Here is a 24,515-nt window from a genome sequence, read left to right on the forward strand (position 1 = left end):
CTTATATCGGCTAGAAGCTTAGTATTGTAATACGGAGTCTACTTCAACACCTTCACCCAGATAGTTACGACCATTGAACTCAGTGAGCTCAATGAGAACACATAAGCCTACCGGGTTACCGCCAGCTTGCCGGATCAGATCGCATGCAGCACCTGCCGTCCCGCCGGTTGCGAGGACGTCGTCGAGAACAAGAACGCGTTGTCCGTCCTCCACGGTGAAAGGTTGAAGCTCCATTCGTGCAGAACCATATTCGAGATCGTAGTCGATGCCAACAACAGGACCAGGCAAACGGCCTGCCTTGCGAACGGTTAGCATGCCAACGCCCAGTGCCACTGCCAATGGCGCAGCCAGAATAAAGCCGCGTGATTCAAGCCCAGCCACTGCGTCGACTTTTCCGCGGTATTTGTCTGCAAGCATGTCAATCAAGGCAGCAAATCCTTCCGGATCTGCAATCAAGGGTGTTACATCACGAAATAGAACACCTCGTGCAGGGAAGTCCTGGACTTCTCGAATATGCGAACGGACGAGGTCAACGACGTCCTGCGGAAAATTATTATCGTTGCTCAACGTTTCTTCCTCTTCTTGTTGCGCTTTGGCTGTGCACGGTGTCCTTGGTGGGATCCCGCCACAGTTTCTACGGGTTCCAGCTTAGCGTGCTCGCCGCTAGATTGCTCTTCTTTTCCATTAACATCCCGACGTCGATCTAACACATCCATTGTATGCTCCTTGATCTTTGGGTTGCGCATCGCCAACGCTACTGCCAACGGTGCAGCAATAATCAAAGATGAAAGTGTAGATAGTAGCATACCAACGAACATGACGAGAGCGAGATCTCGCAAAGTATCTGCTCCCAAGATATAGACACCGATAAACAAGATGGCGATTACTGGCAGTAATCCGGTAATCGACGTATTCAGAGATCGAATAAGCGTCTGATTCATTGCTTGGTTAGCGATCTCTTCATATGTATAGGCGCGTTGCTTGGTGACGTTTTCAGTATTTTCACGGACCTTATCAAAAACGACGACGGTATCGTAGAGCGAATACCCCATGATGGTTAGTAAACCGATGACTGTGGCCGGCGTAATTTCAAAGCCAGCCCACCAATAAACACCGAGCGTGATGATAAAGTCGTGAATGAGAGCACCGTTAGCGCCAACGGCAATAGTCCACGACCGGAAGTAGATGGTCAAAACTAGCGAAATCAGCACCATAAAGATAATCATTGCGCGGACCGCTTTTGCTAGAATATCGGCACCCCAAGATGGGCCAACAAATGTTGAGGTAACATCCGTTGCTTCAACATGGTAAGCAGTAGCAAGCGCATCGCGAACTGCTTGCGTTTGCTTGTCATCAAGCTTAACCGTTTGGACTCGAATCGAGGAAGAACCTAACGTCGCAACGCGGGGTGCATCATCCTTGCCAACGGTTTTAATTACGTCATACGCCCGACTATGGGATGTATCGCTGACATTTGACACAGTAAACTGCGATCCGCCTCGGAATTCAATTCCGGTATTTGGAGTTTTAACGATGAATCCAACTATTGAAGCCACCATTAAAATGATCGCCAAAATAAGCCACGTCTTACGCCGCCCAATAATATCAACTGAGGATCGTCCAGTGTAGAGATCGTTTCCGACCTTATACATTGAAAACATCAGTTCTCTCCTTTCTGAGCGGCCTTGCGCTCGCGACGTTCACGAGCACGACGCTGCGCGAGGGTTTCGTGTCTATCAATGACACGCCCGTCTGGATATTCATAATCATGTAACTGTACCTGTACACCATCGGGGTCCGATGCAGTAGCCTTCTTGATACGCTTGGCTGGCTTCGTAGCAATATACGACCGGCCACGATACATTGGGGTCTGTTCAAGCTTATTCGCATCAAGACCAGAACCGCGTTGTCCTTCACCGAAGTAAGCAGTCTTTCCGAGATAATGCATAACCGGATAAGTGAACATCATGACTACGATCAAATCGAGCACAGTGGTAACGCCAAGTGTGAATGCGAAACCACGAACTGATCCAACGGTTAGAATGAACAGCACAGATGCAGCCACCAGGTTGACGATATCGGAAATGATAATCGTGCGACGCGCGCGGTCCCAGCCGTGTTCAATACCGCTCCGGATAGTACGCCCTTCACGAATCTCATCTCGGATACGTTCAAAGTAAACGATGAACGAATCCGCTGTGACGCCAATAGAGATAATAATGCCCAAGACACCCGCCATCGACAGACGGTAATCTATCGTCCATGACAAGAACGAAATGACAAAGAACGACAGGCCAGTTGATACCGCAATTGAGGCAATTGCAACGAAGCCCAATGCATGGTATTGCCATAACATGTACAAGATGATAAGTAGCGCACCAAACAAACCGGCAATCAATCCAGACTCAAGTTGTTCAGCGCCAAGAGTTGCTGAAATTTGTTCCTCTGACTGTACCTCAAAGAAGAGTGGTAACGAACCGAAGTTCAGTTGGTTAGCTAAAGTTGCAGCTTCTTTGGCCTTGAACGAACCGGTGATCTGGGCCTGACCGCCAGTAATCGGGAAATCGGTCTTTGGCGCCGATACTGTTTGACCATCAAGCACAATTGCAAATTGATTTCGTGGTGGCTCAAGCTTCGAAATTCTTCCAGTGACTTCTGCGAACTTATCTGATCCCTCAGAATTAAAGTTCATGTGTACCGCAAATCCGCCGGTCGGCTGACCTTGGTTATTAACAGCAGGTCCAGAGCTAGCGGTGGCAATCGTCGAGCCCTCTAGCTCAGCAGGACCAAGCAGGTACTTGACATGACCTTCAGGCCCACACGAAACCAGTGCCTTAGCCGGATCATCAGAATTCGACGCAATCGCTAGATCCTTAGAACCACATTGCAAAATCAATGAGTTGTATACTGTCTGTTCAGTAATCCATGCAGGGTCTGAAGCATCCACAGGGGTCGTTAACGGGGCATCCGAAAGCTGGCCATCGCCATCTTTGTCAGCAAGCTTCAACACCGCATCCTTGTACTGCTCATCACTCATTTTCTTTGAATCTAAGCCCTCAGCTTTATCACCTAGCTGTTTAACTAGATCTTCCTTGCTAATAGGATTTGGATCCGCATAAGCTAAAACTGGACGCATACGAAGCACGGCAGAGGTGCGAACTAAGTCAAGTGTTGCTTTATCTGGTTGCCCTGGCAGAGCAACAATAATATTTGATCCACCTTGAGCAGTAATTTCAGCTTCTGCCACTCCCGAAGCATCAACTCGTTGACGAATAATTTCAATAGCTTGCTTCACATCTTCATCTGTCACCTCCGAGCCGTCTGTGGTCGCCGGGGTGAGGATGATCTGAGTGCCGCCCTCAAGGTCTAGTGCTAGTTCTGGCAAGAAACGATTTTTAGCGCCCGTTACGGTACCAAAAGTTAAAGCTGCAAAGAGCGCCAGAATCAACACGACCAGTGTGATTAGGCGCCCGATGGGCTTGCTTTTCTTGCTCAGTTCATCACGTGAGTTTTGCACGCGTGTACTCCTTGACAATCTGTAGGCTAACGGAAACTATTTCCATGCTGAGCCTTGCTTATCACTTGGGTCAGAACTTTCTTCGTCGTGAGGAAAAATATCTCCTGTTGAAGGACTATCCAATTCTGATTCAGTGTTATGTGATTCCTCTTCGTCTTCGATGCTCAATGGGATATCCATCTGTGACATAATCGCAGAGCGCATCCACACCGTCTCATCTCCAGACGGAGATTCCAATGTAACCGCGTCCCCATCAATGTCAACGATTCTTCCAAAGAAACCAGAAGATGTGACAACGTTATTTCCTAATGAGATCGCTTCCTCACGTAGTTCTCGCTGTTTTTCCTGGCCCCTACGCGTGATCCGTGTAGAGACGAACAAGAAAATGAACATTATGGGAATGAGGATCAAAAAATCCATGAACGCTGATCGCTTTCCGTTGAAGAGACATCATACGGTAAAAGTCTACCTCCTGAATGCCCATTACCGGTGATTGCCCGGCTTTTTAGTACAACACCACATTTATGAGCGCAGTTGTTTGACCACAATGCAGTGTCCTATACAAACAAAGTATTTTCAGGCGGGATAAGGCCCAGGTGCTCCCATGCAAGACGTGTTGCTATACGGCCCCGTGGAGTCTTTGAGATAAATCCTTGTCGCATCAAATAGGGCTCTGCAACAGTTTCAATCGTTTCGGGCTCCTCACCAACGGAAACGGCTAGAGTTGTTAAGCCAACTGGGCCACCATTAAAACGATTACACAAAGCGTCTAAAACTGCACGGTCAAGACGATCCAGCCCACACATATCGACTTCAAAAACAGCTAGGGCGGCCTGTGCTGCAACTAAATCTAGTTGGCCGGTCCCCCGCACCTGCGCCCAATCTTGCACTCGTCGCAGCAAGCGATTGGCAATTCGAGGCGTTCCGCGTGATCGCGAAGCAATCTCCAACGCAGCATCAGACGATAGTTCCGCATCAAGTTTCACCGCATTGCGCTCTACAATCGAGGCCAATTCGTCATGAGTGTAGTAATCCAAATATGCTGTAAATCCGAACCGATCACGTAGTGGAGCCGGTAACATTCCTGCTCGTGTCGTTGCACCAACAACTGTGAATGGCGGGAGGGCTAATGGTATTGATGTAGCTCCTGGACCTTTGCCAACCATCACATCGACACGAAAATCCTCCATGGCAAGATAAAGCATCTCTTCAGCAGTCCGCGCTAACCGGTGGATTTCATCGATGAACAGAACGTCATTTTCTTGTAACGAAGACAAAAGCGCCGCCAAATCGCCCGGGTGTTGAATTGCCGGACCAGAGGTAAGCCGTAACGCCCCGCCGACTTCTGCTGCAATGATCATAGCCAATGTGGTTTTACCAAGTCCTGGCGGCCCCGAAAGGAGAACATGATCCGGAGCTTTGTCACGAGCAATTGCCGCATCGAGGACGAGCGAAAGTTGCTCGCGAACAACATGCTGTCCAACAAACTCACTCAAACGTTTTGGACGTAACGCCGCTTCTTGAGCTCGTTCAGTGTCACTGGCACCCGCTTCAGTTATTTCATTCCAATCCATAGCCGTTACCTCCGTGACCCAAGAATTTGCAGAGATCGACGTAGAAGTTGCGCAACACTTGCTTGTCCTAGATCAGCCATTGCTTCGGTGATCGCAGGTGTGGCTTCTCTCTCGTTCCAGCCAAGGTTAATAAGCGCTTCCAAAACATCGGCATCCGCTATCGCACCGGTGTTCTTCTTCAGTTCCCCAGAACGACTGCGAGCCGGCCCAAGTTTCGAACCAAGTTCAAGTATCATGCGCTGTGCACCTTTTTTGCCGATACCAGAAACACGAGTTAGCGCAACCTCATTCTTTGTCTCCACCGCTTCGCGTAGTGCGTCAGGGGAAAATACCGCTAATACTGCTAACGCGGTACGTGGCCCAATGCCACTAATCCCGGTAAGAATATCGAACACATCTCGCTCGTCGTCGTCAACAAATCCATAAAGAGTCAATGAATCTTCGCGAACGATAAGAGATGTGATTAAAGTCGAATCGTCACCGATACGGAGCTTAGCCAAGGTGTCGGGCGTTGCTAGAACTCTCATCCCAATACCGTGAATATCTAGAACGGCTGAGGAGGTATTAACAGCTGTAACCATCCCTCGTAAATGCGCAATCACTACTCCACCCTTTCGAACATCTGTTTGAATGAGAGTTTATCACGAAGGTTTGACAGCACCGTGACGACGCGACATTCGTTCCGCAGCAGCCCATGCTTTTTGAGCCGGAGTCAAATCAGCACCTTCGACACGTGGCAACATTCCAGCTCCGCCGTGTTGCGACCGGTCAAGTTCGACGAAAGGTTCAGCTCCCCCGCGCCACGCGTGACAAATAGCAACAGCTATGGCATCAGCCGCATCTTTTGGACGAGGTAATTTTTCTAGGTTCAAAATGCGCTGAACCATCATCTGAACCTGAATTTTCTGTGCCCGACCATTACCAGTAACTGCGGCTTTGACTTCAGACGGCGAGTGCATACCTACCGGCAGGCTTGCTTTAGCGGCGGCCAACAAAACAATGCCCACTACCTGAGCTGTCGACATTACCGAACGAACATTATCTTGAGCAAATACCCGTTCAATCGCGACTACATCTGGGCGATGCAGCTTAATAGCTTCTTCAACTTCATTCGAAATAAGCAATAGTCGTTGGTGTGGCGCCATCTGGGGATCAGTACGCGCCACACCAACAGAAACTAGAGAGATCCGCCGCGCCCCGGCTGCATCAAGCACGCAAATTCCGCAACGCGTCAGACCGGGATCAATCCCAAGAACTCGCAATTAGTCTTCCTCGGCTAATGCCGCTTCAACCTCATCAGAGAGATCAAGGTTGGAGTAGACATTCTGAATGTCATCAACATCGTCAAGCGCATCGATGAGTTTCATGAGTTTATTAGCAGTCTCAATATCAGTAATCGGCACTTTCATCGACGGCACGAACTGTACTTCAGCCGAGTTGTAGTCGATGCCTTCTGCCTGAAGGGCCTTACGAACTTCAACCACGTCATTAGGCTCTGAAAGTACCTCAAAGACTTCGCCTTCATTATTGACTTCCTCAGCTCCAGCTTCAAGTACTGCCATCAAGATGTCGTCTTCAGTGATGTCACCACTGTTAGGGACTTCAACAACGCCCTTGCGGGAGAACATGTACGAAACTGAACCTGGATCAGCTAATGTGCCACCATTACGAGTGAGTGCGACGCGCACATCTGAGGCTGCACGGTTACGGTTATCCGTTAAACATTCAATGAGGATGGCAACTCCATTAGCACCATAGCCCTCATACATAATGTTCTCGTAATTAACTGAATCTGCACCTTCACCAGAGCCACGCTTGACAGCTCGATCGATGTTATCAGCCGGCACAGAATTCTTCTTCGCCTTTTGGATAGCATCGTAGAGAGTTGGATTTCCAGCAGGATCTCCACCGCCAGTACGCGCAGCAACTTCAATGTTTTTGATTAGGCGTGCGAAAAGCTTCCCGCGCTTGGCATCGATCGCCGCCTTCTTGTGCTTCGTGGTGGCCCACTTAGAGTGTCCTGACACGTGTGTCTCCTTCTATTACATTGTCTACGATGTGATTCTACAACGATTAGACCGATTGCCGAAAAGCTACGCACTATTCTTCAGTAATAGTGCGACATACACCATCCCAGCCGTCACGCCACGCGCGCACATACGCAACAAGTTTTCGTGGAAAAACTAATTGACCTTGCTGTTGAATACAGTCGAGGTCCTCTAAATTCCACCATCGTTGCGCATCTAATAATTCTTGTTCGAGAGGTGTCCAATCTTTTCCGTGTCCACGCCGAATTATTTCCATTTCGTCGTCGTCGACTCTTAAAAGATAAAATTTCTCGTCCTGCTTCCGAATTTTAGAAATAAAATGAAAGGTTGAGAAACGCGACAAAACCGGGCCTTCTAAACGATTGTGATCGACGACGAAGCCCGTCTCCTCACGTAACTCACGTACCGCAGCAGCGAGGGTAGTTTCCCCCGGCTCAATACCGCCGCCCGGCGTAAACCACCACGAGTATCCCGGATCATCAATATCGTGGCCACGTATCAAAAAAATATTTCCAGACGGGTCTAGAAGTACTACTCTAGCGGCTTGCCGGTGCGGAAAACCGTTTTCATCGAGAGGCCACTCAGTATAGCTAGTGTTTTCAGTCATTAACCCTCCGTTCTTAAGCGGTAAAGACCTGACGTATAGTCTGTGATTTTGCCAGTAGCGATGACAAATATGCGCGGTCCTTTTCATCCACATGCCGGTTACTACGCTGCGCCCGAGTCGTCTCATGTCCAATTTGGAGCATAATCTTTTGGAATCGTCGCATTGCTTGCGCGCCTGCCCCTACCGGAGCGCCAAGTTTTAACGCCCGATTTTCTGCCCAGACAACAGCTTGTTGCCGGTATCTTATCCGGCCAATCATCACTACCTCATGTCGCGCAAACCAGCCCAATCGAACGTATGGCTCTAGACCACCGAGCACCGCATTTTTTTCATAACGACGGGCATAAAACACCATGATGATTGCCACAACCGCCAACGGGACATTCGTGACTATTTTATATTTTTCATACGTCATCCCGTCCCAATTTAACGCGTCGTTATTAATAAAATGGAACAGACCTGAGACTACTAATGCCGGAAAGGTCCAGCCAAGTAATGCCCACCGCCGGCGCGAATACTCCGCAAACCCGATACAAAAACCGAACAGGGCCGAATACGTATCATGGCTGAGTGGACCATCAAGAAAACGCACTGTAAATACTTCTGCCAGATAATCGAAATTACGAACAAAATACAAAATATTTTCAGTGAAACCAAATCCAGCTCCAATGAGTGCCCCGTAAACGATACCGTCAACGGGACCGTTAAAATATTTTCGGAAAACTACATATATGACAACGATGCCAAGACCCTTAACGATTTCTTCCGAGATCGGAGCAACCCAAGAAGCCGTATAGCGCGAAACGTCGTAGACAGTCGCACCATCAGCTAACAAACTCGGAATTAGTCGGGATGACGCAAAATCGTTGATAGATGCGCCAAGAATAACTGACACACCGCTCCCCCACAAAAATGCGAAGCTGTAGAGCCACAACGGTTCAGGTTCCCAGTAGTCAACTAACCACACCAAAATGAGTGTAAAGATCACCGGGACTAACGCCCAAACCGTAGCAACTACCGCGGCTGAAATACCAGCCGGTTCAGCTACGACCGGCAAAAGCTCCAAGAGTGCAAGAATAGCAAGAATTCCCAGGCCAATAAGATGAGCATAAAAATCTAGAGAATGCTCCTTTAGCGCTGTCAAAACACGCGCACTATTCATCGTCTAGATCCACTGTTTGCGGCCACGATGCGTAACCGTGAATACGAAAAACCTGCGCCAGCGCACTACGTCGAATCCGCTGTGCACCGGCAACGTGGATATTATGGAAACGTCGTGTTAGCCGAACTGATTGGCGCACCTGCTGTAGATGGCCGAGAATTTCGCTATAGTCATTCTTTTCATCTTCTTCGAGCTCATCAACGGTGTGGCGAAGAACTCGCGATAGTTCAGATTCTATTGCAAGACGATCTATATCAAGCGCCCGATAGCTTTTTGGGGAAACTTCATCGTCACCATTACGGTTGAGTCCATCTTCAACCAAGTCATATTCAGCCGCGTCTGCGCATTCTTGAGCGGCATTAGTCAGCACGACGCTCCCAGCTAAATCCAGAACACCCGACTGCGCGACCGTCATCGCCGCATGAGCTCGAACAATCAAAGCATTATCCAATGCAGCACGAGATTTCAATATTTTTTTGTGGAGCGCATCCAGCCTACGAGCCTGAGATGTAATCAATACTGCGCTGACAATGACAACTGTCATAACGCAAGTGACAGCGAATATCCACCACGGCATCATTCATCCACCTCCATGGGTGCGGTGGCAATAGCAGTCTCGTATACCGTGAGAATTTGAGACGCTACCGATCCCCAGTCATACCGCCACGCCGCTTTTGCAGCAGCTCTTGCACGCTCGAGCCGAGTTTGCGGATCATGTATCGCTTCAGATACCACGCGCGCCAACGAATCAGCATCATTATTGGCGAAGTGTGCGCCATAGGAACCCTCATTTAGTACTGCCAGAAAAGCAGGTATGTCTGAGGCAACAATACTTGCACCAGCGCTCATCGCCTCAACCAAAATAATCCCGAAAGATTCTCCGCCAGTATTTGGCGCAAGATAAATATCAGTGCTACCTAGCAGCAACGCTTTATCCATGTCAGAAATTGGTCCCAAGAATGTGACAGCCTCAGCATGCTCGCCAAAAAGTGCACGAGCCTGCTCTTTATTTCCTTTCCCGGCAACATATAAGTGGACACCTGGCACAGCCTGGCGGATCTGCGGAAAAGCACGCGCTACAACCGGCAGTCCTTTGCGCGGCTCATCAAGACGTCCCAAAAAGCTCAATGTAGGCCGTTGCGGCGAACCGATAAAGCGTTGATCCTTGCTCTCGGCAATCATGTTAGAAACAAAAACACCGTTAGGAATGACCCATGCATCCGCACCCAGATATTGAACTGCGGTACGCCGAGCCTCCTGTGATACTGCAATCCGCGCTTGGATCTTTTCTAGCATGGGAATAAGAAATGGTGAGGCAATAGCCATCAACCGGGAACGATCCATCGCGGTATGGAATGTCGAAACTACAGGGCACGTTGCATTAATTAAGGCCAGCATTGATACGGACGGAGTAAAGGGCTCATGAACGTGAAGTACATCGAGGTTTTCGTCGCGCAACCAGGCACGCACTTGTCGATTAACTTTTGGACCGAAAGATAATCGTGCCACTGATCCGTTGTATTTGATCGGTATCGCAGCGCCAACTGGTCGAACAAATTCTTCTAAGCCGTCTGTTCCTGGGATACGTTCTGAGGGTGCAATAACGGTTACGTCGTGACCTCGGCGGATGAGTTCCTGTGCTAGATCCCGGATATGGAATTGAACGCCGCCGGCAACGTCCCATGAATATCCGCAAGCAATACCTATTTTCACTTCTCCTCCATCACTGATGAGGGTAGTCGCTGAGGATCGAGATCGTCGACGAACACTCGCTGTAGCATATGCCAATGGCTGAGATATCTCGGCAATAACATTGAGACATACTGCGCCCACTGCGACATCATACGCTGTACGTCCGCAGTTCGCTTCTCCCATGAATCGCTCGGCTTAGCTTGTGGTGTTATCGCATCACCAATAATGATGCGTATTCCCCACGATGTTCCAGCCTGGGCAACTCGTTGCCGATCTCGGTTGAATCGCTCTGCTACGCAGATGACCGGAAACATCGCAGTCTCAGTCCGCTGTGCAAGGATTGCTGGACCAGGAGCTATACGAGCTTTATGCCCACACAGAGACACTTCTATGCCAGACGCTGATAGATCACGATCGCATAGGAGCGGTACAAAACAATTATTCGATGTCATATCCCGGGTAAGGTTATCAACGACGTGTTCATCTTTAACAGCATAATAAATGACCATTCCCAGCGCGCGCCGCAGATCCAAGAACGTTTGGGCAACTTCTTCCGGTTTTAGTTTTTCAGCAACTGTGTGGACTGGCGCCAAGTTCTTAGTGCCCCAAGCTCCAGCCAAATCCCAGTTGCCCATGTGCATCAATGCTCCGGTAGCCGAGCCTTCGTTGAGCATGTCTCGGAGTCGATCAACATTTTCTACCCGAACACGAGCTCGGATCTGATCTTCCGTGAGGTACGGGAGCCGAAAAGCTTCATAGTAGTAACGGAGATAATGACGCATCGCGGTAGCTGATCGCCGATGTTGCGCTAGCACGGACGACGACGGCGAGACCCGCTGATAATTTCTCCGTAATTGCTTGACCCCAGCTATGGAGGAGCAGCCAACTATCGAACCAATCACGGAGAACAGTGCCCGGGCACAAGGCTCTGGCACATATTTAGCTGTCAAATCAATAAGCCGAAACAGCCGCTGCGGTTTCATGGATGCTCGCGCTCACGCAATTGAGATCGAACATAAAGCATGCGTTGAATAACGGTTACAAAAGCAAGTAGTGCGAGGATCCATAGTCCTATCGCCATCACCCAATGAGAAGCCCCGAATCTAATAGCAAGTGTGAGAACACCGGCAAAGACCAGTCGATCTGCTCGTTCTGCAAAGCCAACAGCGGCTGAACATCCAATACTTTCGGCCTTAGCTCGTGTATATGGAACAACGCTTCCTAGCAAGCCAGCAGCCAGTGCTCCACCCATTACCCAAGGCGCCACCATGGTAGCCGCGTGGAAGTAGCCCCACAGCCCTAACGCCGCAAAAACAGCAGCATCTGTCACTCGGTCTAGCGTCGAATCAAGGAAAGAGCCCCAAGCCGAGCTTGTCTTCGTCAACCGTGCGATCTGTCCGTCAAGGTTGTCGAAAATTACCACGATCGTGGTAATAACGACGCCGGTTAACAGCATATTTTGAGGTATGAAAAACAGCGCTGATACACAGGACAGAATAGCTCCGGTCCACGTGACAATATTGGCAGAAATACCAAGCCGCACGAACAGCCGCGCAACTGGCCCGAAAACCAGTTGCGCGAGCGGCCGACCACTACGGGAAAGCATAAATCCTCTTACTGGTTCGTGTGGTTTCGAATATGATCGACGATCCGAGCAACAGCTTCATCTACTGGAACGCCATTATCTTGTGAACCGTCACGCATTCGGAACGAAACAGCATTAGCTTCCATATCTTCGCCGCCAGCAATAAGGGTGAATGGAACCTTGTCCTTGGAAGCGTTACGAATCTTCTTCGGGAAGCGATCAACGGACTTATCCACCTCAACGCGGACACCGTGAGCGCGGAGCTTCTGTGCAACGTCGTCGAGATAATCGTTAAACGCGTCAGCCACTGGTACACAGCGTACTTGAACCGGTGCAAGCCATGCCGGGAACGCACCCGCATAGTGTTCAGTGAGGACGCCGAAGAAGCGCTCAATCGAGCCGAACAATGCACGGTGAATCATAACTGGGCGATGACGTTCGCCATCAGGTCCGGTGTACTCTAGATCAAACCGCTCCGGCAAGTTGAAATCGAGCTGGATGGTGGACATCTGCCAGGTACGACCAAGTGCATCTTTAGCCTGAACGGAAATCTTCGGCCCGTAGAAAGCCGCGCCTTCTGGGTCTGGCACCAGTTCGAGACCAGATGCTTCAGCAACTTCACGCAAGGTACGTGTGGACTCTTCCCACACGTCGGCGTCGCCAACGAACTTCTTGGGATTCTTCGTCGATAACTCGAGGTAGAAATCGTCTAGACCATAGTCCTTCAGCAAGTCAAGAACGAATGTGAGCAACCGAGTTAACTCGTCTTTCATTTGGTCACGAGTGCAGTAAATGTGTGCATCGTCTTGAGTAAAGCCTCGTGCACGGGTCAGCCCATGAACCACACCGGAAGCTTCGTTACGGTAAACGGTACCGAATTCAAACAACCGCAACGGCAATTCGCGGTATGAGCGTCCCCGTGATTTGTAGATGAGGTTGTGCATCGGGCAATTCATCGGTTTGAGATAGTAATCTGCGCCTTGCTTGGTGATATTACCTTCGGCATCGCGTTCCTCATCCATGTGCATGGGTGGGTACATACCATCGGCATAAAAATCGAGATGTCCAGAAACTTCGAACAGATTGCCTTTAGTGATGTGCGGCGTATTAACGAATGAATAGTTGCCTTCAATATGCTTTTGGCGCGAATAGTTTTCCATTTCCATGCGGATAATGCCGCCCTTTGGATGGAAAACAGCAAGACCGGAACCGATCTCATCAGGGAACGAGAAAAGGTCAAGTTCTGTACCAAGTTTGCGGTGATCGCGTCGCTCTGCTTCAGCAATACGCTCTTGGTAAGCCCGCAATTCGTCCTTCGACGGCCAGGCAGTACCGTAGATGCGTTGTAACGAATCATTCGATTGGTCACCACGCCAATAAGCAGCCGAGGATCGGGTAAGCGCAAAGCCGTTTCCGATTAGTTTAGTCGTGGGCAAATGCGGTCCACGACATAAGTCTGTCCAGACGACGTCGCCGTTACGACGCACGTTGTCGTACATCGTTAATTCTGCGCCACCAACTTCGATGGACGCACCATCAGCAGCTTGATCACGATCTGCATCAGAACCACCTTTGAGCGAAATAAGCTCGAGTTTGTATGGCTGGTTGGCTAATTCGTGGCGGGCGTCGTCGTCGGCAATGGGACGGCGAACAAACCGTTGACCTTCTTTAACAATGCGCATCATGTCTTTTTCCAGTTGCTTAAGAAGCTCCGGAGTGACAGCGTCGATATTGCCGAAATCGTAGTAGAAGCCATCGGTAATAAAAGGACCAATTCCGAGATTGACATCCGGGAAACGATTCTGCACTGCTTGTGCTAGAACGTGGGTTGCCGAGTGACGCAGAATGTTGAGACCATCAGGCTCGCTAATATCCACTCCTTCGACGGTGGCAGCTTCTTCTAATGCTGTCAGATCAGTATCTAGATCTTTCAACACCCCATCTACTCGAAGTGCAACAATTGTCCGTTGCTTTGCATAATATTCAACACCAGTGATTGGGGAATCAAATTCTTGTACTTCACCATCAATATAGAGCTTCACTTAAGCCTCCTGAATCATCCGTTCACCATACGAGGGCGCTCGGCGTTATTAAAACACTGACAGTTTACGCTACTTACGGACAAGGTTCACTGATAAACGTAGTCTCAAGAGGCATCTCACTTAACGAGCACGATACCGGCATCTCAACTAATCTAGTGCCATGGCGTTAAGTGTATTTGACTTGTTTTCTATTGGCATCGGCCCATCGTCTTCGCACACTGTAGGACCAATGCGTGCTGCCGCGGCGTTTTTAGCACATTTGGGTGACGATATCTGCAAGGTTGCACGTGTGAAATGTACTCTTAACGGGTCGCTGGGTGCTACTGGGGTCGGGCATGGTACAGACCGCGCGGTCATCTTAGGCCTGTTGGGTGAACAACCGGAAACGGTTAATCCACATGCGGTAGCCCCGGCAGTCGCAGATGTACAAGTCACCGGGATAATGAAATTAGGCGGAATCCACGACATCGCTTTTTCGCCAGGACTGGATATAGTTCTTGATGGTCTAACTGAGCTACCTGGTCACCCAAACGGGATGAGATTGGAAGCTTGGGATACTGCTGGCGAACGTATTGCCGACCACGTCTATTATTCGGTTGGAGGCGGTTTTATCGTTTCAGGCGACGACGTCTCCCCTACCGATCCGGTTGTTTGCGAGACAACAAATGTTCCTTTTCCCTATTTAACCGCTGCTGACCTTATGGCGCATTGCCAACGCGAAGGGATGTCGATCGCCGATATTGCTTATGCAAATGAACTGACGATGCATACTGCGGAAGAGATCGACCGTCAATTGCGTAATGTTTGGGAAGTTATGCAAGAATGCGTTGAACATGGTGCTACCTCCGAAGGTCGCCTTCCTGGTGGGTTACAGGTATTACGACGCGCACCTGCACTATATCGGAAACTCACCAGTGAATCTTCTACAGACCCATTACGTACCTTAGACTGGGTTGCTTTTTATGCACTTGCAGTTAACGAGGAGAATGCAGCTGGTGGGCGCATTGTTACAGCTCCGACCAACGGAGCAGCTGGCATTATCCCCGCAGTTTTGCACTATTACCGAGATTTTATCGACGGCGCAAACTGGGAAGGTGTCAAGACATTCTTGCTGACCTCCGCCGCGATCGGAATGATTTTCAAAAACACGGCTTCTATTTCAGGCGCAGAAGTCGGTTGTCAAGGTGAAGTTGGGTCAGCGTGCTCGATGGCAGCAGCTGGTTGCGCAGCAATTATGGGCGGGACTCCACAACAGGTTGAGAATGCTGCCGAAATCGCTATGGAGCATAATCTCGGCTTAACCTGCGACCCCATCGGTGGACTTGTGCAGGTGCCATGTATTGAACGCAATGCCATCGCAGCCGTCAAAGCAATCACGGCTGCGCGCACTGCAATGAATGGCGATGGATCACACGTGGTGTCACTCGATGATGTCATCGTTACTATGCGTGAAACTGGTTTAGATATGCAAGCCAAATACAAAGAGACAGCGCTTGGTGGATTAGCAGTTCATGCAGGAGTTCCTGTTAACGTTGTGGAATGTTAGATGCTCTATTATCTATGATCTAGGTATTATCCTAACTGTCTGCGTGCAGTAATGTGTAGTGTATGACCAGTTCTCGTACCCGACGGAATCTAACGCCACAACGGCTTGCAGTCGTCATTGTAATTGGGCTGCTAGCAGGCTTTTTAGCGGGATTATTCGGCGTGGGTGGCGGAATGATTATCGTTCCGTCCCTCTTGATCGTCCTAGATATGTCACAACGCCAAGCGGCAGCTACCTCGCTATCCGCAATTATTGTCACTGCAGCTGCCGGTTCGATAACATATGCATTCAACGGCAATCTCTCTGTTCCAGCGATGCTCTATGTGTCTATAGGTGCTCTCATCGGGGCTCAGTTAGGAACCTGGTTGCTACGAATAATCCCGGAGCCCGTTCTCCCTTGGATCTTCGTGTTTTTTGTTGTTGGAATTATTATCATTCAGCAGTTTCAGATTCCCCAACGCCAATCATTTTTAGACTTCACACTGGCATCTGCTACCGGAATGATAACAGTCGGATTAGTTTCTGGAGTTTTTGCAGGTTTAATTGGAGTTGGCGGTGGCGGAATAATTGTTCCTGGATTGGAAATCGTAGTAGGCGCTGGAGACTTAATTGCCCGTGGCACATCGCTACTAGCGATGATTCCAACTGCACTGTCAGGGACTTTCAGCAGTTTCCGCCATGGTCTAGTCGATCTGCCGGTAGGAATCATCATCGGCTGCGCCGCCGTTTCCTCAACGCCAGTCGGGGCTTGGGTGGCGCAATCCGTTTCTCCCCGAACAGGGAACTATCTGTTCAGCTTATTTCTCATAGTGATGGCAGTGAGCACCATCCTAAAGGCACGTGCTCGCCGGAATAAAAAGACATCCAACAACGAATAATCATTACAACAACATAGTAAAAGCCTAGGGAATACCGAAGTATTCCCTAGGCTTTCGTGGGCGATACTGGGTTCGAACCAGTGACCTCTTCCGTGTCGAGGAAGCGCGCTACCACTGCGCCAATCGCCCAAGTCGATCAAAAAAAGACCCATAAGTTGAGTCCATGTTTTCGAGCGGATGACGAGACTCGAACTCGCGACCCTCACCTTGGCAAGGTGATGCTCTACCAACTGAGCTACATCCGCAGATGAATAACCTAACGGTTATCGTGGGCGATACTGGGTTCGAACCAGTGACCTCTTCCGTGTCGAGGAAGCGCGCTACCACTGCGCCAATCGCCCTAGTGAATCGAGGTGGGTACGGGATTCGAACCCGTGTATACGGCTTTGCAGGCCGCTGCCTCGCCTCTCGGCCAACCCACCACGTGGTAAGCAGTTACCTGCTTGGCCATCGAGCGGATGACGAGACTCGAACTCGCGACCCTCACCTTGGCAAGGTGATGCTCTACCAACTGAGCTACATCCGCTTGGTAGTCACAAACTCTCGTTTGCGACGCTCAATAAATATAGCCACTTCTGCCCCCACTTGTCCAATCCACAAAACATGACCTGTGCCACGTATCCCTCAGTGGCATTTCAACCACACAAGTCGTATCCTCGTAAAGTAGGTATTTTCCTGCGGGCGGTTAGCTCAGTGGTAGAGCGCTTCGTTCACACCGAAGAGGTCGCTGGTTCGAACCCAGTACCGCCCACTACAACAGTGTTATGAGATATCCACATTGCATTACTGTGGAGGTGAATATTATGAAAGTATCATTTTCCATAGTAGGCAACCGCTTCATGCGCTTAATTATGACATACTTATGCGTCTTGGTATTCCCACCGTCTCTCACGGTTAATGAACACCCGTCAGCTCCTGTTCCGACAGCAGACTCCGTCTCTGTTGATAGAAGCCAAGATGCTGTGAGCTATACTGACCCCACTTCACTCTATATTTCTCGAATGCCGGTAAGTTTGCAACGAGCAAACGAAATATATGACAATACTGGTGATATTCGTTCGGTATTGTCGAGGCCAAATCCAAGCACAAGCAAACCGCTTGCCGAGCAAGGCCATTCATTGATCCCGCCGGCGTTTCTCCTCATTGGTAGTGCATTCGGACTTTTAATTCTCCTAACTATCGTCACTTTCGCAAAAAACCTACGCGAGCATCGGCATGCAGCATGCGTGGTAACCTCACCCGAAAGCTCAATCCTGCGATAACCTGAACCCATACCTATTAACTCTAAGGAGTCGATCTCGATATGGAAACTTGGCCCGGGCATCCTTACCCACTAGGCGCTACATACGATGGCACCGGAACAAACTTTGCACTTTTTTCATCAGTAGCGGACTCAGTTGATCTATGTTTAATAGACGATGATCTAAACGAAGAACGTATCACGCTAGAGGAAGTAGACGGATTCGTCTGGCACTGCTATATCCCGGGGATACGCCCCGGTCAACGCTATGGCTATCGAGTGCATGGCCCCTACGATCCAGATAACGGCCACCGCTGTGATTCATCCAAGATCCTGCTGGATCCCTATGCTAAAGCCATAGACGGTCAAGTAGAAAATCATCAGGCTAATTTTTCTTACTCGTTTGAAGATCCTTCTCAGTTGTCCACTGAAGACTCTCTTGGTCACACTATGTTATCAGTGGTTATCAATCCGTTCTTTGACTGGGGACACGATCGTCCACCGAACCACGAATACCATGAATCTATTATTTACGAAGCCCACCTCAAAGGAATGACGAAAACGCATCCAGACATTCCCGAAGAGCTACGCGGTACTTATATGGGCATGGCGCACCCTGCGATGGTCACTTATTTAAAGGAATTGGGCATCACTGCTCTTGAGCTCATGCCGATCCACCAGTTTGTCAATGACACTTCCCTTATTGATAAAGGTCTGTCTAACTACTGGGGATACAATACTATCGGCTTCTTTGCCCCGCAGAATACTTATGCTGCCGCAGGTACCCGTGGCGAGCAGGTAGACGAATTTAAATCCTTAGTTAAGGCCTACCACGAGGCTGGCATCGAGATCATTTTGGACGTGGTCTACAACCATACTGCTGAGGGTAACCATATGGGACCTACCCTGTCTTTCCGTGGCATAGATAACGCATCTTATTATCGTCTTGTACCAGACAATAAAGAATCCTATTTCGACACAACTGGTACCGGAAACTCGCTAAACATGCGTTCCCCACATTCTTTGCAACTCATTATGGATTCACTTCGCTACTGGATCACGGAGATGCATGTTGATGGTTTCCGGTTTGATCTTGCTTCTACATTGGCGCGCGAGCTTCACGAAGTGGATAAACTTTCTTCCTTCTTCGACATCATTCAGCAAGATCCGATCATCTCGCAGGTGAAGCTCATTGCTGAACCGTGGGACATCGGCGAAAATGGCTATAACGTCGGCGAATTCCCACCTCTGTGGACCGAGTGGAATGGCAAGTATCGTGACACCATTCGTGACTTCTGGCGAGGCGAGCCATCAACACTATCTGAGTTCGCTTCACGCTTATCTGGTTCTTCTGACCTCTATGAGCATTCGGGTCGCCGTCCGTTTGCTTCTATCAACTTCGTAACTGCCCATGACGGATTCACCATGCGTGATTTAGTCACGTATAACGAAAAACATAACGAGGGTAATGGGGAAAACTCCATGGATGGCGAGTCACATAACCGTTCTTGGAACAGCGGTGTTGAAGGCCCTACAGATGATCCGGAAATTCGCGAACTCCGTATTCGACAGATCAAGAATTTCTTCACCACAATGCTTGTTTCACAAGGCGTTCCTATGATCAGCCATGGAGACGAGATTGGACGCACGCAAAGTGGTAACAATAATACGTATGCGCAAGACAACGACATTTCGTGGATAGACTGGGATCTTGATCGGGAAGCATTAGAGATCTTGGATTTTGCTCGTTCTATGATTCATTTCCGCAAAGAACATCCAGCATTACGTCGTCGTCGTTTCTTCCAAGGCGCGGCAACTCACGGTGGAACCTCAGAACGTGGCGATATCCTGTGGCTTCGTAACGACGGCGAACAAATGCAAGACGGCGACTGGGATACCTGGTTCGCTCGCTCAGTCATGATGTGGCTCAATGGCCACGGTATCCAAGAGCCTGGGGTACGCGGTAACAAAATTATCGACGATGACATCCTCATCGCTTTCAACGCGTCTGAAGAAGATCTTGAATTTACTATCCCGCCAGCCTCTATTGAGCATCCTTGGCGTGTTTCACACTCCACTAATGCAGTACCAACAGGATCGGAAGAACTCCAGCCCGGTAACACATTCACGTTGCCTAGCCGAAGTGTTCGCATCTTTGTACGTTCCCTAGTCCAAGATGCAGCAACTGACGTTTCCTCCGTTGCCACCAAGATCTCGACTCTCACTCCGGATTCGCATAACACTAACGAGCATTCACTCATGTCGGAAAAGGTTTCTGAATCTGAGGAACCGGCAGCTACCGACTAAACTGAAAGAAGCAGTATAAGGAGAATTATGTCAGTAGCTTCATTGCAACGTTCCCATTCCCACGTTCCAGGAGATAGCCAGCATCAGCCTGTCACAACTTATCGGTTGCAATTGACCCCTGAGTTTGATTTTGATGCTGTATGCCAGACGGTTCCGTATTTGAAAGAATTAGGAATTACTGACGTATTCTTTTCACCGATCCTGCAGGCTGCTCCCGGCTCGACTCACGGATACGACGTCGTCGATCATGACAAAATATCGGCAGAACTAGGCGGACTTGCGGGATTCGAACGAGCATCAGCCGCAATTCATGATGCTGGCATGCATCTAGTCGTCGATGTAGTTCCTAATCATATGGCAGTGCCTACTCCGCTTTACCACAATCGCGCGATGTGGTCCGTCTTACGGGACGGTCGCGAATCTCCTTATGCGCACTGGTTCGACTTTGATGTGTCGGATGATTCAGACGGGCTCTTGCTACCGGTGCTAGGTCAGCGCATCGGCCGAGTGCTTGCTGATGGCGAACTCACGCTGGACACTATGGTGGTACCAGGTTTTGAAGCAGATGGCCCGATATCCGTTCTTCGCTATTATGATCATGTCTTTCCTGTACGCATTGGCACAGAGTCATTGCCACTTGTGGACTTGCTGGAGCGACAATTCTATCGGCTAGCTTATTGGCGAGTGGCCAACGAAGAGCTTAATTATCGCCGTTTTTTCGACGTCGATACGCTCGCTGCAATTCGGGTAGAACGGCCAGAAGTTTTCCGCGCCTCACATGCGTTGCTGATAAATCTCATGCATCGTGGCCTGATCGATGCATTCCGCATTGATCATCCGGATGGTCTCGCCGATCCACGTGAGTATTTCCGTCATCTCCACGAAGCAACGCAGGGGGCATGGCTAGTAGCAGAAAAGATTCTCGAAGGCGACGAACAACTACCTGATGACTGGCCGTGCTCTGGTACAACAGGCTACGATGCGCTTTACCGTATCCAAGGTCTTTTCACTGAGCCAGCTGGAGTTGGACCACTCACCCAGCTCTACAGTGAGATTTCTGGAAAAACTGACAGCGTGGCCACCACTGAGTTAGTCGCCAAACGCCAAATAGTGTCGACATCCTTGTATACCGAAATTCACCGCTTAGGCACCCTAATTGCCGATGTATGCCATTCGGACGTTCGGTTACGTGATCACACTTTCCGCAGGATTCTTGAGGTCATCAGCGAACTAGTGGTGCATATGCCCCGCTACCGTGCCTATGTTGTTCCAGGTGAACGCCCCGATCCGGATAACGAAGCAATAATTCAAAAGGCGGCAGAAGCTTCCCGAGTCAATCTTGATGAAGATTCCCAAGAAACGCTTGATATCGTCGTCGATTTGTTGTTGGGAAATGAAATTGGTTCCGCAGGGCGGACACTCGAAGATCGCCGTCGTGAAGCAATTATCAGGTTCCAGCAGGTCTGCGGTGCAGTCATGGCCAAGGGCGTTGAGGATACTACCTTTTATCGGTATACGGCGCTAGTTTCGGCAAACGAAGTTGGTGGCAGCCCAAATCATATGGTCACCAGTCTCGATGAGTTCCACAACTGGCAGGGTTATATGCATCAAGCCTGGCCAGTTAGTGGTGTCGTAACGTCAACCCATGATACTAAACGTGGCGAAGATGTTCGCGCACATATCTCCGCGCTCACCCAATTCCCAGTCGAATGGACACAACTGGTCACGCAACTGCGCTCATCACTCATAGATAATCGGCCCGCCCAACTTGACGGTCAATTCGAAAATTTGATGTGGCAAACAATTATTGGCACCTGGAGCGCAACCGGGCCAATTTCCTGCGACCGCCTAGATGCCTATCTGTTGAAGGCTGCCCGGGAGCAAAAGCGATGGACAACATGGACGGAACAGGACTCGGATGCTGAAGAGGAGATGCTCGCCTACGCACACGCCATTATTACAGATCCTTCGTCTCGTGAGGCTATCGACGATTTCTGGGAGAAACTTCAACCTGCAGTCCGAGCCAATATTCTCGGCGCACGGGCTTTGCATATGACAATGGTTGGCGTTCCTGATATTTATCAGGGTGAAGAGGTCACGCAGACGTCCTTGGTGGACCCGGACAACCGCCGCTCAATCGATTTTGCCCGGCTTTCTGCGATGTTGTCTGAACTCGATGCTAATGGGCTACCGAGTAATCCAACACTGGATGAAGAGAAATTGTGGCTGACTTCCCGACTAGCACGGTTGCGTGCAGAAAACCCGCTCCTTGCTTCGGCGCATGCCGGATACCAGGCTCTTCCGGTATCTACTGGGCACGCGATTGCTTTTGCGAGAACTAACCATGACGATCCGTTCCTCATAACTGTGGCAACTCGATCGGTTGGGTTAATCCAAAATTCAGCACATACTATCGTTATTCCGGATGGCGAGTGGATAGATATTCTTACTGGCACGACGATTGCCGGTGGTACGCAACTATTGTCAGGCGTTACTGATCGGTTCCCGGTGGCTATTTTAGGGAAGAAGGATTGATGGATATTTCGGTGTGGGCACCACATGCCAGCAGAGTCAGAGCTATTGTTGGCGACGACGAACACGAACTGACTGCAGATGATGATGGGCTATGGACTATTGACTTGCCCCCAGAAACACGCTATTTTCTACGGCTGGACGACAGCGATCTACGTCTACCAGATCCGCGCTCAATGTGTCAGCCAGATGGTGCTCACGGGTCAAGCTGTGTCATCGACCCGAATAAGTTCCATTTTGCGGCTACGGACTGGGAGTGTCCCAACTTAGCCGGTAAGGTGTTTTACGAATTGCATATCGGTACTTTCACGTCCGAAGGTACATTTCGTAGCGCAATTGATAGGCTCGATCACCTTGTTGATCTTGGTATTGACGCAATCGAGCTTATGCCCATTAATCCGATTCCTGGAACTCGTGGTTGGGGTTACGATTCGGTCTCTATCTTTGCGCTGAACCCGAATTATGGTACACCTGACGATCTTGTGGCTTTCATAGATGCAGCGCATTCACGCGGTATTGCAGTTTGTCTTGACGTGGTTTATAACCATTTTGGTCCCGACGGAAATTATCTCAGTCAGTTCGGACCGTACTTTACTAATCGGCACCATACTCCGTGGGGTGATGCGGTTAATTTTGATGCTGACCAAGGTACGTTCGTGCGTCAATATTTTATCGATAATGCCCTCATGTGGATCCGTGACTATCGTTTCGATGCGTTGCGGCTCGATGCCACTGATTTCCTTATTGATGATTCTCCAACACATATTGTTGCTGAGATATCTCAGGCAGTTCATTCATACGCGCACGATCACGGGCGCCAGGTAAGTTTAATTGCCGAGAACAACTCAAATTCGCCGACGACGATCACTCCTGTAGAAGATGATGGCTGGGGAATGGATATGCAATGGGTGGATGATGTACATCATGCGCTTCATGTCTGGCTTACTGGTGAAACTAATGCCTTTTATATTGACCACGACAAGCCCGATACCCTTCCTAAAGCACTATCTTCTGGGATGACACGCACCGGCGAGTTCTCCCAATTCGAAGGAAAGCCGTGGGGACATCCGGTACCCGAGCACGTCAGTGGACATGCATTTATTGTGTTTGATGAAAATCATGATCAGGTAGGTAACCGTCTCATCGGTGATCGTCCTTCTCATTCTTTACCACTTTCTGATGTTGCGATATCCCGTGCTCTTATTTTGATGTCGCCCTTCACTCCGATGCTCTTTATGGGAGAAGAATGGGCAGCTTCCACGCCGTTTATGTTTTTTACCGATCATGGCCCGGAAATTGGCCCCTATATTAAAGCTGGGCGAGAGAAAGAATTCGAATCGTGGGATCTAGCCTCCGTCTATCCTAACGGTACAGCTATGACTGATCCGCAAGATAAGTCGGCCTTCACGCAATCAACATTGCGCTGGAAAGAAGCAAATCACGGCGATCATCAACGAATGTATAACTTTGTACGCGAATTGATTCGACTTCGCAGCTCGCTTCCTGATATCGCATCGGGAAATAGATCTGCAACTCGTTGTGAGTTATCCGTAAACAGACGATCTGGTTGGCTACAACGCGGGACAACGTATATTGTTTTCTCGCGCGATGGCAATACACAGGTACCTGTGCCCCATGCTTTGCAAGAAGTATTGCTTTCATGGTCTGATTCGGAAATTAACCAAGACGGTATCTATTTTGAGTTGCCGGGCGTAATTGTGGCGAACACAAAGCAATAATGTCGGCGTGCCCCACGAATCGTGGCACTTTAGCCGACTAAAGTCT

At 49.5% G+C, this 24,515-nt stretch carries 20 protein-coding genes and 6 tRNA genes; 6 read left to right on the forward strand and 20 right to left on the reverse strand.

Translation table 11 applies throughout. The features are described 5' to 3' along the window. Positions 1-18: 18 nt before the first annotated feature. The 15 genes from BLT51_RS07125 to thrS all read right to left on the reverse strand — a co-directional run bounded on the left by BLT51_RS07125 (position 19) and on the right by thrS (position 14,227). Positions 19-567, reverse strand: a complete 549-nt coding sequence (locus BLT51_RS07125; RefSeq protein ID WP_091281604.1) for an adenine phosphoribosyltransferase — start codon at positions 565-567, stop codon at positions 19-21. Continuing rightward, positions 564-1,661 (reverse strand): protein translocase subunit SecF, encoded by a 1,098-nt coding sequence (gene secF / locus BLT51_RS07130; protein WP_091281607.1) that lies wholly within the window; start codon positions 1,659-1,661, stop codon positions 564-566. Before secF ends, BLT51_RS07125 begins: the two co-directional genes overlap by 4 nt. Beyond that, entirely contained in the window at positions 1,661-3,517 is a 1,857-nt protein-coding gene (secD, locus tag BLT51_RS07135; protein WP_091281609.1) for a protein translocase subunit SecD, read from the reverse strand. The genes secF and secD overlap by 1 nt, the downstream gene beginning before the upstream one ends. 36 nt (positions 3,518-3,553) lie before the next feature. After that, entirely contained in the window at positions 3,554-3,937 is a 384-nt protein-coding gene (gene yajC, locus BLT51_RS07140; protein WP_091281611.1) for a preprotein translocase subunit YajC, read from the reverse strand. Positions 3,938-4,074: 137 nt separating this feature from the next. Continuing rightward, on the reverse strand, positions 4,075-5,091 hold the full coding sequence (gene ruvB, locus BLT51_RS07145) for a Holliday junction branch migration DNA helicase RuvB (RefSeq protein WP_091281613.1): 1,017 nt from the start codon (positions 5,089-5,091) through the stop codon (positions 4,075-4,077). Between the two features lie 5 nt (positions 5,092-5,096). Next, positions 5,097-5,693 (reverse strand): Holliday junction branch migration protein RuvA, encoded by a 597-nt coding sequence (ruvA, locus tag BLT51_RS07150; protein WP_091281615.1) that lies wholly within the window; start codon positions 5,691-5,693, stop codon positions 5,097-5,099. Positions 5,694-5,732: 39 nt separating this feature from the next. Then, the gene (ruvC, locus tag BLT51_RS07155) at positions 5,733-6,353 is read right to left on the reverse strand and encodes a crossover junction endodeoxyribonuclease RuvC (RefSeq protein WP_091281619.1); all 621 of its coding nucleotides are present in this window, start codon (positions 6,351-6,353) and stop codon (positions 5,733-5,735) included. Continuing rightward, a complete protein-coding gene (locus BLT51_RS07160) occupies positions 6,354-7,118 on the reverse strand; it encodes a YebC/PmpR family DNA-binding transcriptional regulator (protein WP_091281622.1) in 765 nt (254 codons plus the stop codon). Between the two features lie 73 nt (positions 7,119-7,191). Further along, entirely contained in the window at positions 7,192-7,746 is a 555-nt protein-coding gene (locus BLT51_RS07165; RefSeq protein ID WP_091281624.1) for an NUDIX hydrolase, read from the reverse strand. 13 nt (positions 7,747-7,759) lie between these two features. Beyond that, complete coding sequence (locus BLT51_RS07170; protein WP_091281626.1) at positions 7,760-8,908, reverse strand: PrsW family intramembrane metalloprotease; 1,149 nt, start codon at positions 8,906-8,908, stop codon at positions 7,760-7,762. Then, on the reverse strand, positions 8,901-9,452 hold the full coding sequence (locus BLT51_RS07175) for a hypothetical protein (protein WP_157672959.1): 552 nt from the start codon (positions 9,450-9,452) through the stop codon (positions 8,901-8,903). Before BLT51_RS07175 ends, BLT51_RS07170 begins: the two co-directional genes overlap by 8 nt. Positions 9,453-9,484: 32 nt before the next feature. Then, the gene (locus tag BLT51_RS07180; RefSeq protein WP_091281630.1) at positions 9,485-10,621 is read right to left on the reverse strand and encodes a glycosyltransferase family 4 protein; all 1,137 of its coding nucleotides are present in this window, start codon (positions 10,619-10,621) and stop codon (positions 9,485-9,487) included. Then, a complete protein-coding gene (locus BLT51_RS07185; RefSeq protein ID WP_091281633.1) occupies positions 10,618-11,583 on the reverse strand; it encodes a phosphatidylinositol mannoside acyltransferase in 966 nt (321 codons plus the stop codon). Before BLT51_RS07185 ends, BLT51_RS07180 begins: the two co-directional genes overlap by 4 nt. Beyond that, positions 11,580-12,206 carry a phosphatidylinositol phosphate synthase gene (gene pgsA, locus BLT51_RS07190; RefSeq protein ID WP_091281635.1) on the reverse strand — a complete coding sequence of 209 codons (627 nt, stop codon included), beginning with the start codon at positions 12,204-12,206 and terminating at the stop codon, positions 11,580-11,582. The genes BLT51_RS07185 and pgsA overlap by 4 nt, the downstream gene beginning before the upstream one ends. A gap of 8 nt (positions 12,207-12,214) precedes the next feature. Then, positions 12,215-14,227, reverse strand: coding sequence for a threonine--tRNA ligase (gene thrS, locus BLT51_RS07195; protein ID WP_091281636.1), 2,013 nt, complete (start codon positions 14,225-14,227; stop codon positions 12,215-12,217). A gap of 160 nt (positions 14,228-14,387) precedes the next feature. On the opposite strand from thrS, the gene BLT51_RS07200 reads away from it, so the two are divergent. Both BLT51_RS07200 and BLT51_RS07205 read left to right on the forward strand, forming a co-directional pair. Further along, positions 14,388-15,773 (forward strand): L-serine ammonia-lyase, encoded by a 1,386-nt coding sequence (locus BLT51_RS07200; protein ID WP_091281639.1) that lies wholly within the window; start codon positions 14,388-14,390, stop codon positions 15,771-15,773. Positions 15,774-15,835: 62 nt separating this feature from the next. Next, positions 15,836-16,651: a sulfite exporter TauE/SafE family protein gene (locus BLT51_RS07205; RefSeq protein WP_091281640.1), complete on the forward strand. Its 816-nt coding sequence runs from the start codon at positions 15,836-15,838 to the stop codon at positions 16,649-16,651. A gap of 57 nt (positions 16,652-16,708) precedes the next feature. Here BLT51_RS07205 and BLT51_RS07210 read toward each other — a convergent pair. From BLT51_RS07210 to BLT51_RS07230, 5 genes are all read right to left on the reverse strand, one after another. Next, positions 16,709-16,780, reverse strand: a tRNA-Val gene (locus BLT51_RS07210). 43 nt (positions 16,781-16,823) lie between these two features. Beyond that, positions 16,824-16,896 (reverse strand) — tRNA-Gly (locus tag BLT51_RS07215). Positions 16,897-16,920: 24 nt separating this feature from the next. Further along, positions 16,921-16,992 (reverse strand) — tRNA-Val (locus BLT51_RS07220). A gap of 10 nt (positions 16,993-17,002) precedes the next feature. After that, positions 17,003-17,073: transfer RNA gene (locus BLT51_RS07225), tRNA-Cys, on the reverse strand. Between the two features lie 31 nt (positions 17,074-17,104). Next, positions 17,105-17,177 (reverse strand) — tRNA-Gly (locus BLT51_RS07230). A gap of 153 nt (positions 17,178-17,330) precedes the next feature. Between BLT51_RS07230 and BLT51_RS07235 the strand changes: the two genes are divergently transcribed. From BLT51_RS07235 to treZ, 4 genes are all read left to right on the forward strand, one after another. Beyond that, a tRNA-Val gene (locus tag BLT51_RS07235) sits at positions 17,331-17,402 on the forward strand. 552 nt (positions 17,403-17,954) lie between these two features. Further along, a complete protein-coding gene (gene glgX, locus BLT51_RS07245; protein ID WP_091281644.1) occupies positions 17,955-20,198 on the forward strand; it encodes a glycogen debranching protein GlgX in 2,244 nt (747 codons plus the stop codon). A 27-nt stretch (positions 20,199-20,225) separates the two neighbouring features. Then, entirely contained in the window at positions 20,226-22,733 is a 2,508-nt protein-coding gene (gene treY, locus BLT51_RS07250; RefSeq protein WP_091281647.1) for a malto-oligosyltrehalose synthase, read from the forward strand. After that, positions 22,733-24,469: a malto-oligosyltrehalose trehalohydrolase gene (gene treZ / locus BLT51_RS07255; protein WP_091281649.1), complete on the forward strand. Its 1,737-nt coding sequence runs from the start codon at positions 22,733-22,735 to the stop codon at positions 24,467-24,469. The genes treY and treZ overlap by 1 nt, the downstream gene beginning before the upstream one ends. The last annotated feature ends 46 nt before the right edge of the window (positions 24,470-24,515 follow it).

This window comes from Arcanobacterium phocae (assembly GCF_900105865.1).
In the GTDB taxonomy this organism is placed as follows: Bacteria; Actinomycetota; Actinomycetes; order Actinomycetales; family Actinomycetaceae; genus Arcanobacterium; species Arcanobacterium phocae.

Coding starts and splice junctions, on each gene's coding strand:
- secF (WP_091281607.1), bottom strand. CDS start 1,661: ATGTTTTCAATGTATAAGGTCGGAAACGATCTCTACACTGGACGATCC.
- yajC (WP_091281611.1), bottom strand. CDS start 3,937: ATGGATTTTTTGATCCTCATTCCCATAATGTTCATTTTCTTGTTCGTC.
- ruvB (WP_091281613.1), bottom strand. CDS start 5,091: ATGGATTGGAATGAAATAACTGAAGCGGGTGCCAGTGACACTGAACGA.
- BLT51_RS07165 (WP_091281624.1), bottom strand. CDS start 7,746: ATGACTGAAAACACTAGCTATACTGAGTGGCCTCTCGATGAAAACGGT.
- BLT51_RS07170 (WP_091281626.1), bottom strand. CDS start 8,908: ATGAATAGTGCGCGTGTTTTGACAGCGCTAAAGGAGCATTCTCTAGAT.
- BLT51_RS07175 (WP_157672959.1), bottom strand. CDS start 9,452: ATGACAGTTGTCATTGTCAGCGCAGTATTGATTACATCTCAGGCTCGT.
- BLT51_RS07185 (WP_091281633.1), bottom strand. CDS start 11,583: ATGAAACCGCAGCGGCTGTTTCGGCTTATTGATTTGACAGCTAAATAT.
- pgsA (WP_091281635.1), bottom strand. CDS start 12,206: ATGCTTTCCCGTAGTGGTCGGCCGCTCGCGCAACTGGTTTTCGGGCCA.
- BLT51_RS07200 (WP_091281639.1), top strand. CDS start 14,388: ATGGCGTTAAGTGTATTTGACTTGTTTTCTATTGGCATCGGCCCATCG.
- BLT51_RS07205 (WP_091281640.1), top strand. CDS start 15,836: ATGACCAGTTCTCGTACCCGACGGAATCTAACGCCACAACGGCTTGCA.
- glgX (WP_091281644.1), top strand. CDS start 17,955: ATGGAAACTTGGCCCGGGCATCCTTACCCACTAGGCGCTACATACGAT.
- treY (WP_091281647.1), top strand. CDS start 20,226: ATGTCAGTAGCTTCATTGCAACGTTCCCATTCCCACGTTCCAGGAGAT.
- treZ (WP_091281649.1), top strand. CDS start 22,733: ATGGATATTTCGGTGTGGGCACCACATGCCAGCAGAGTCAGAGCTATT.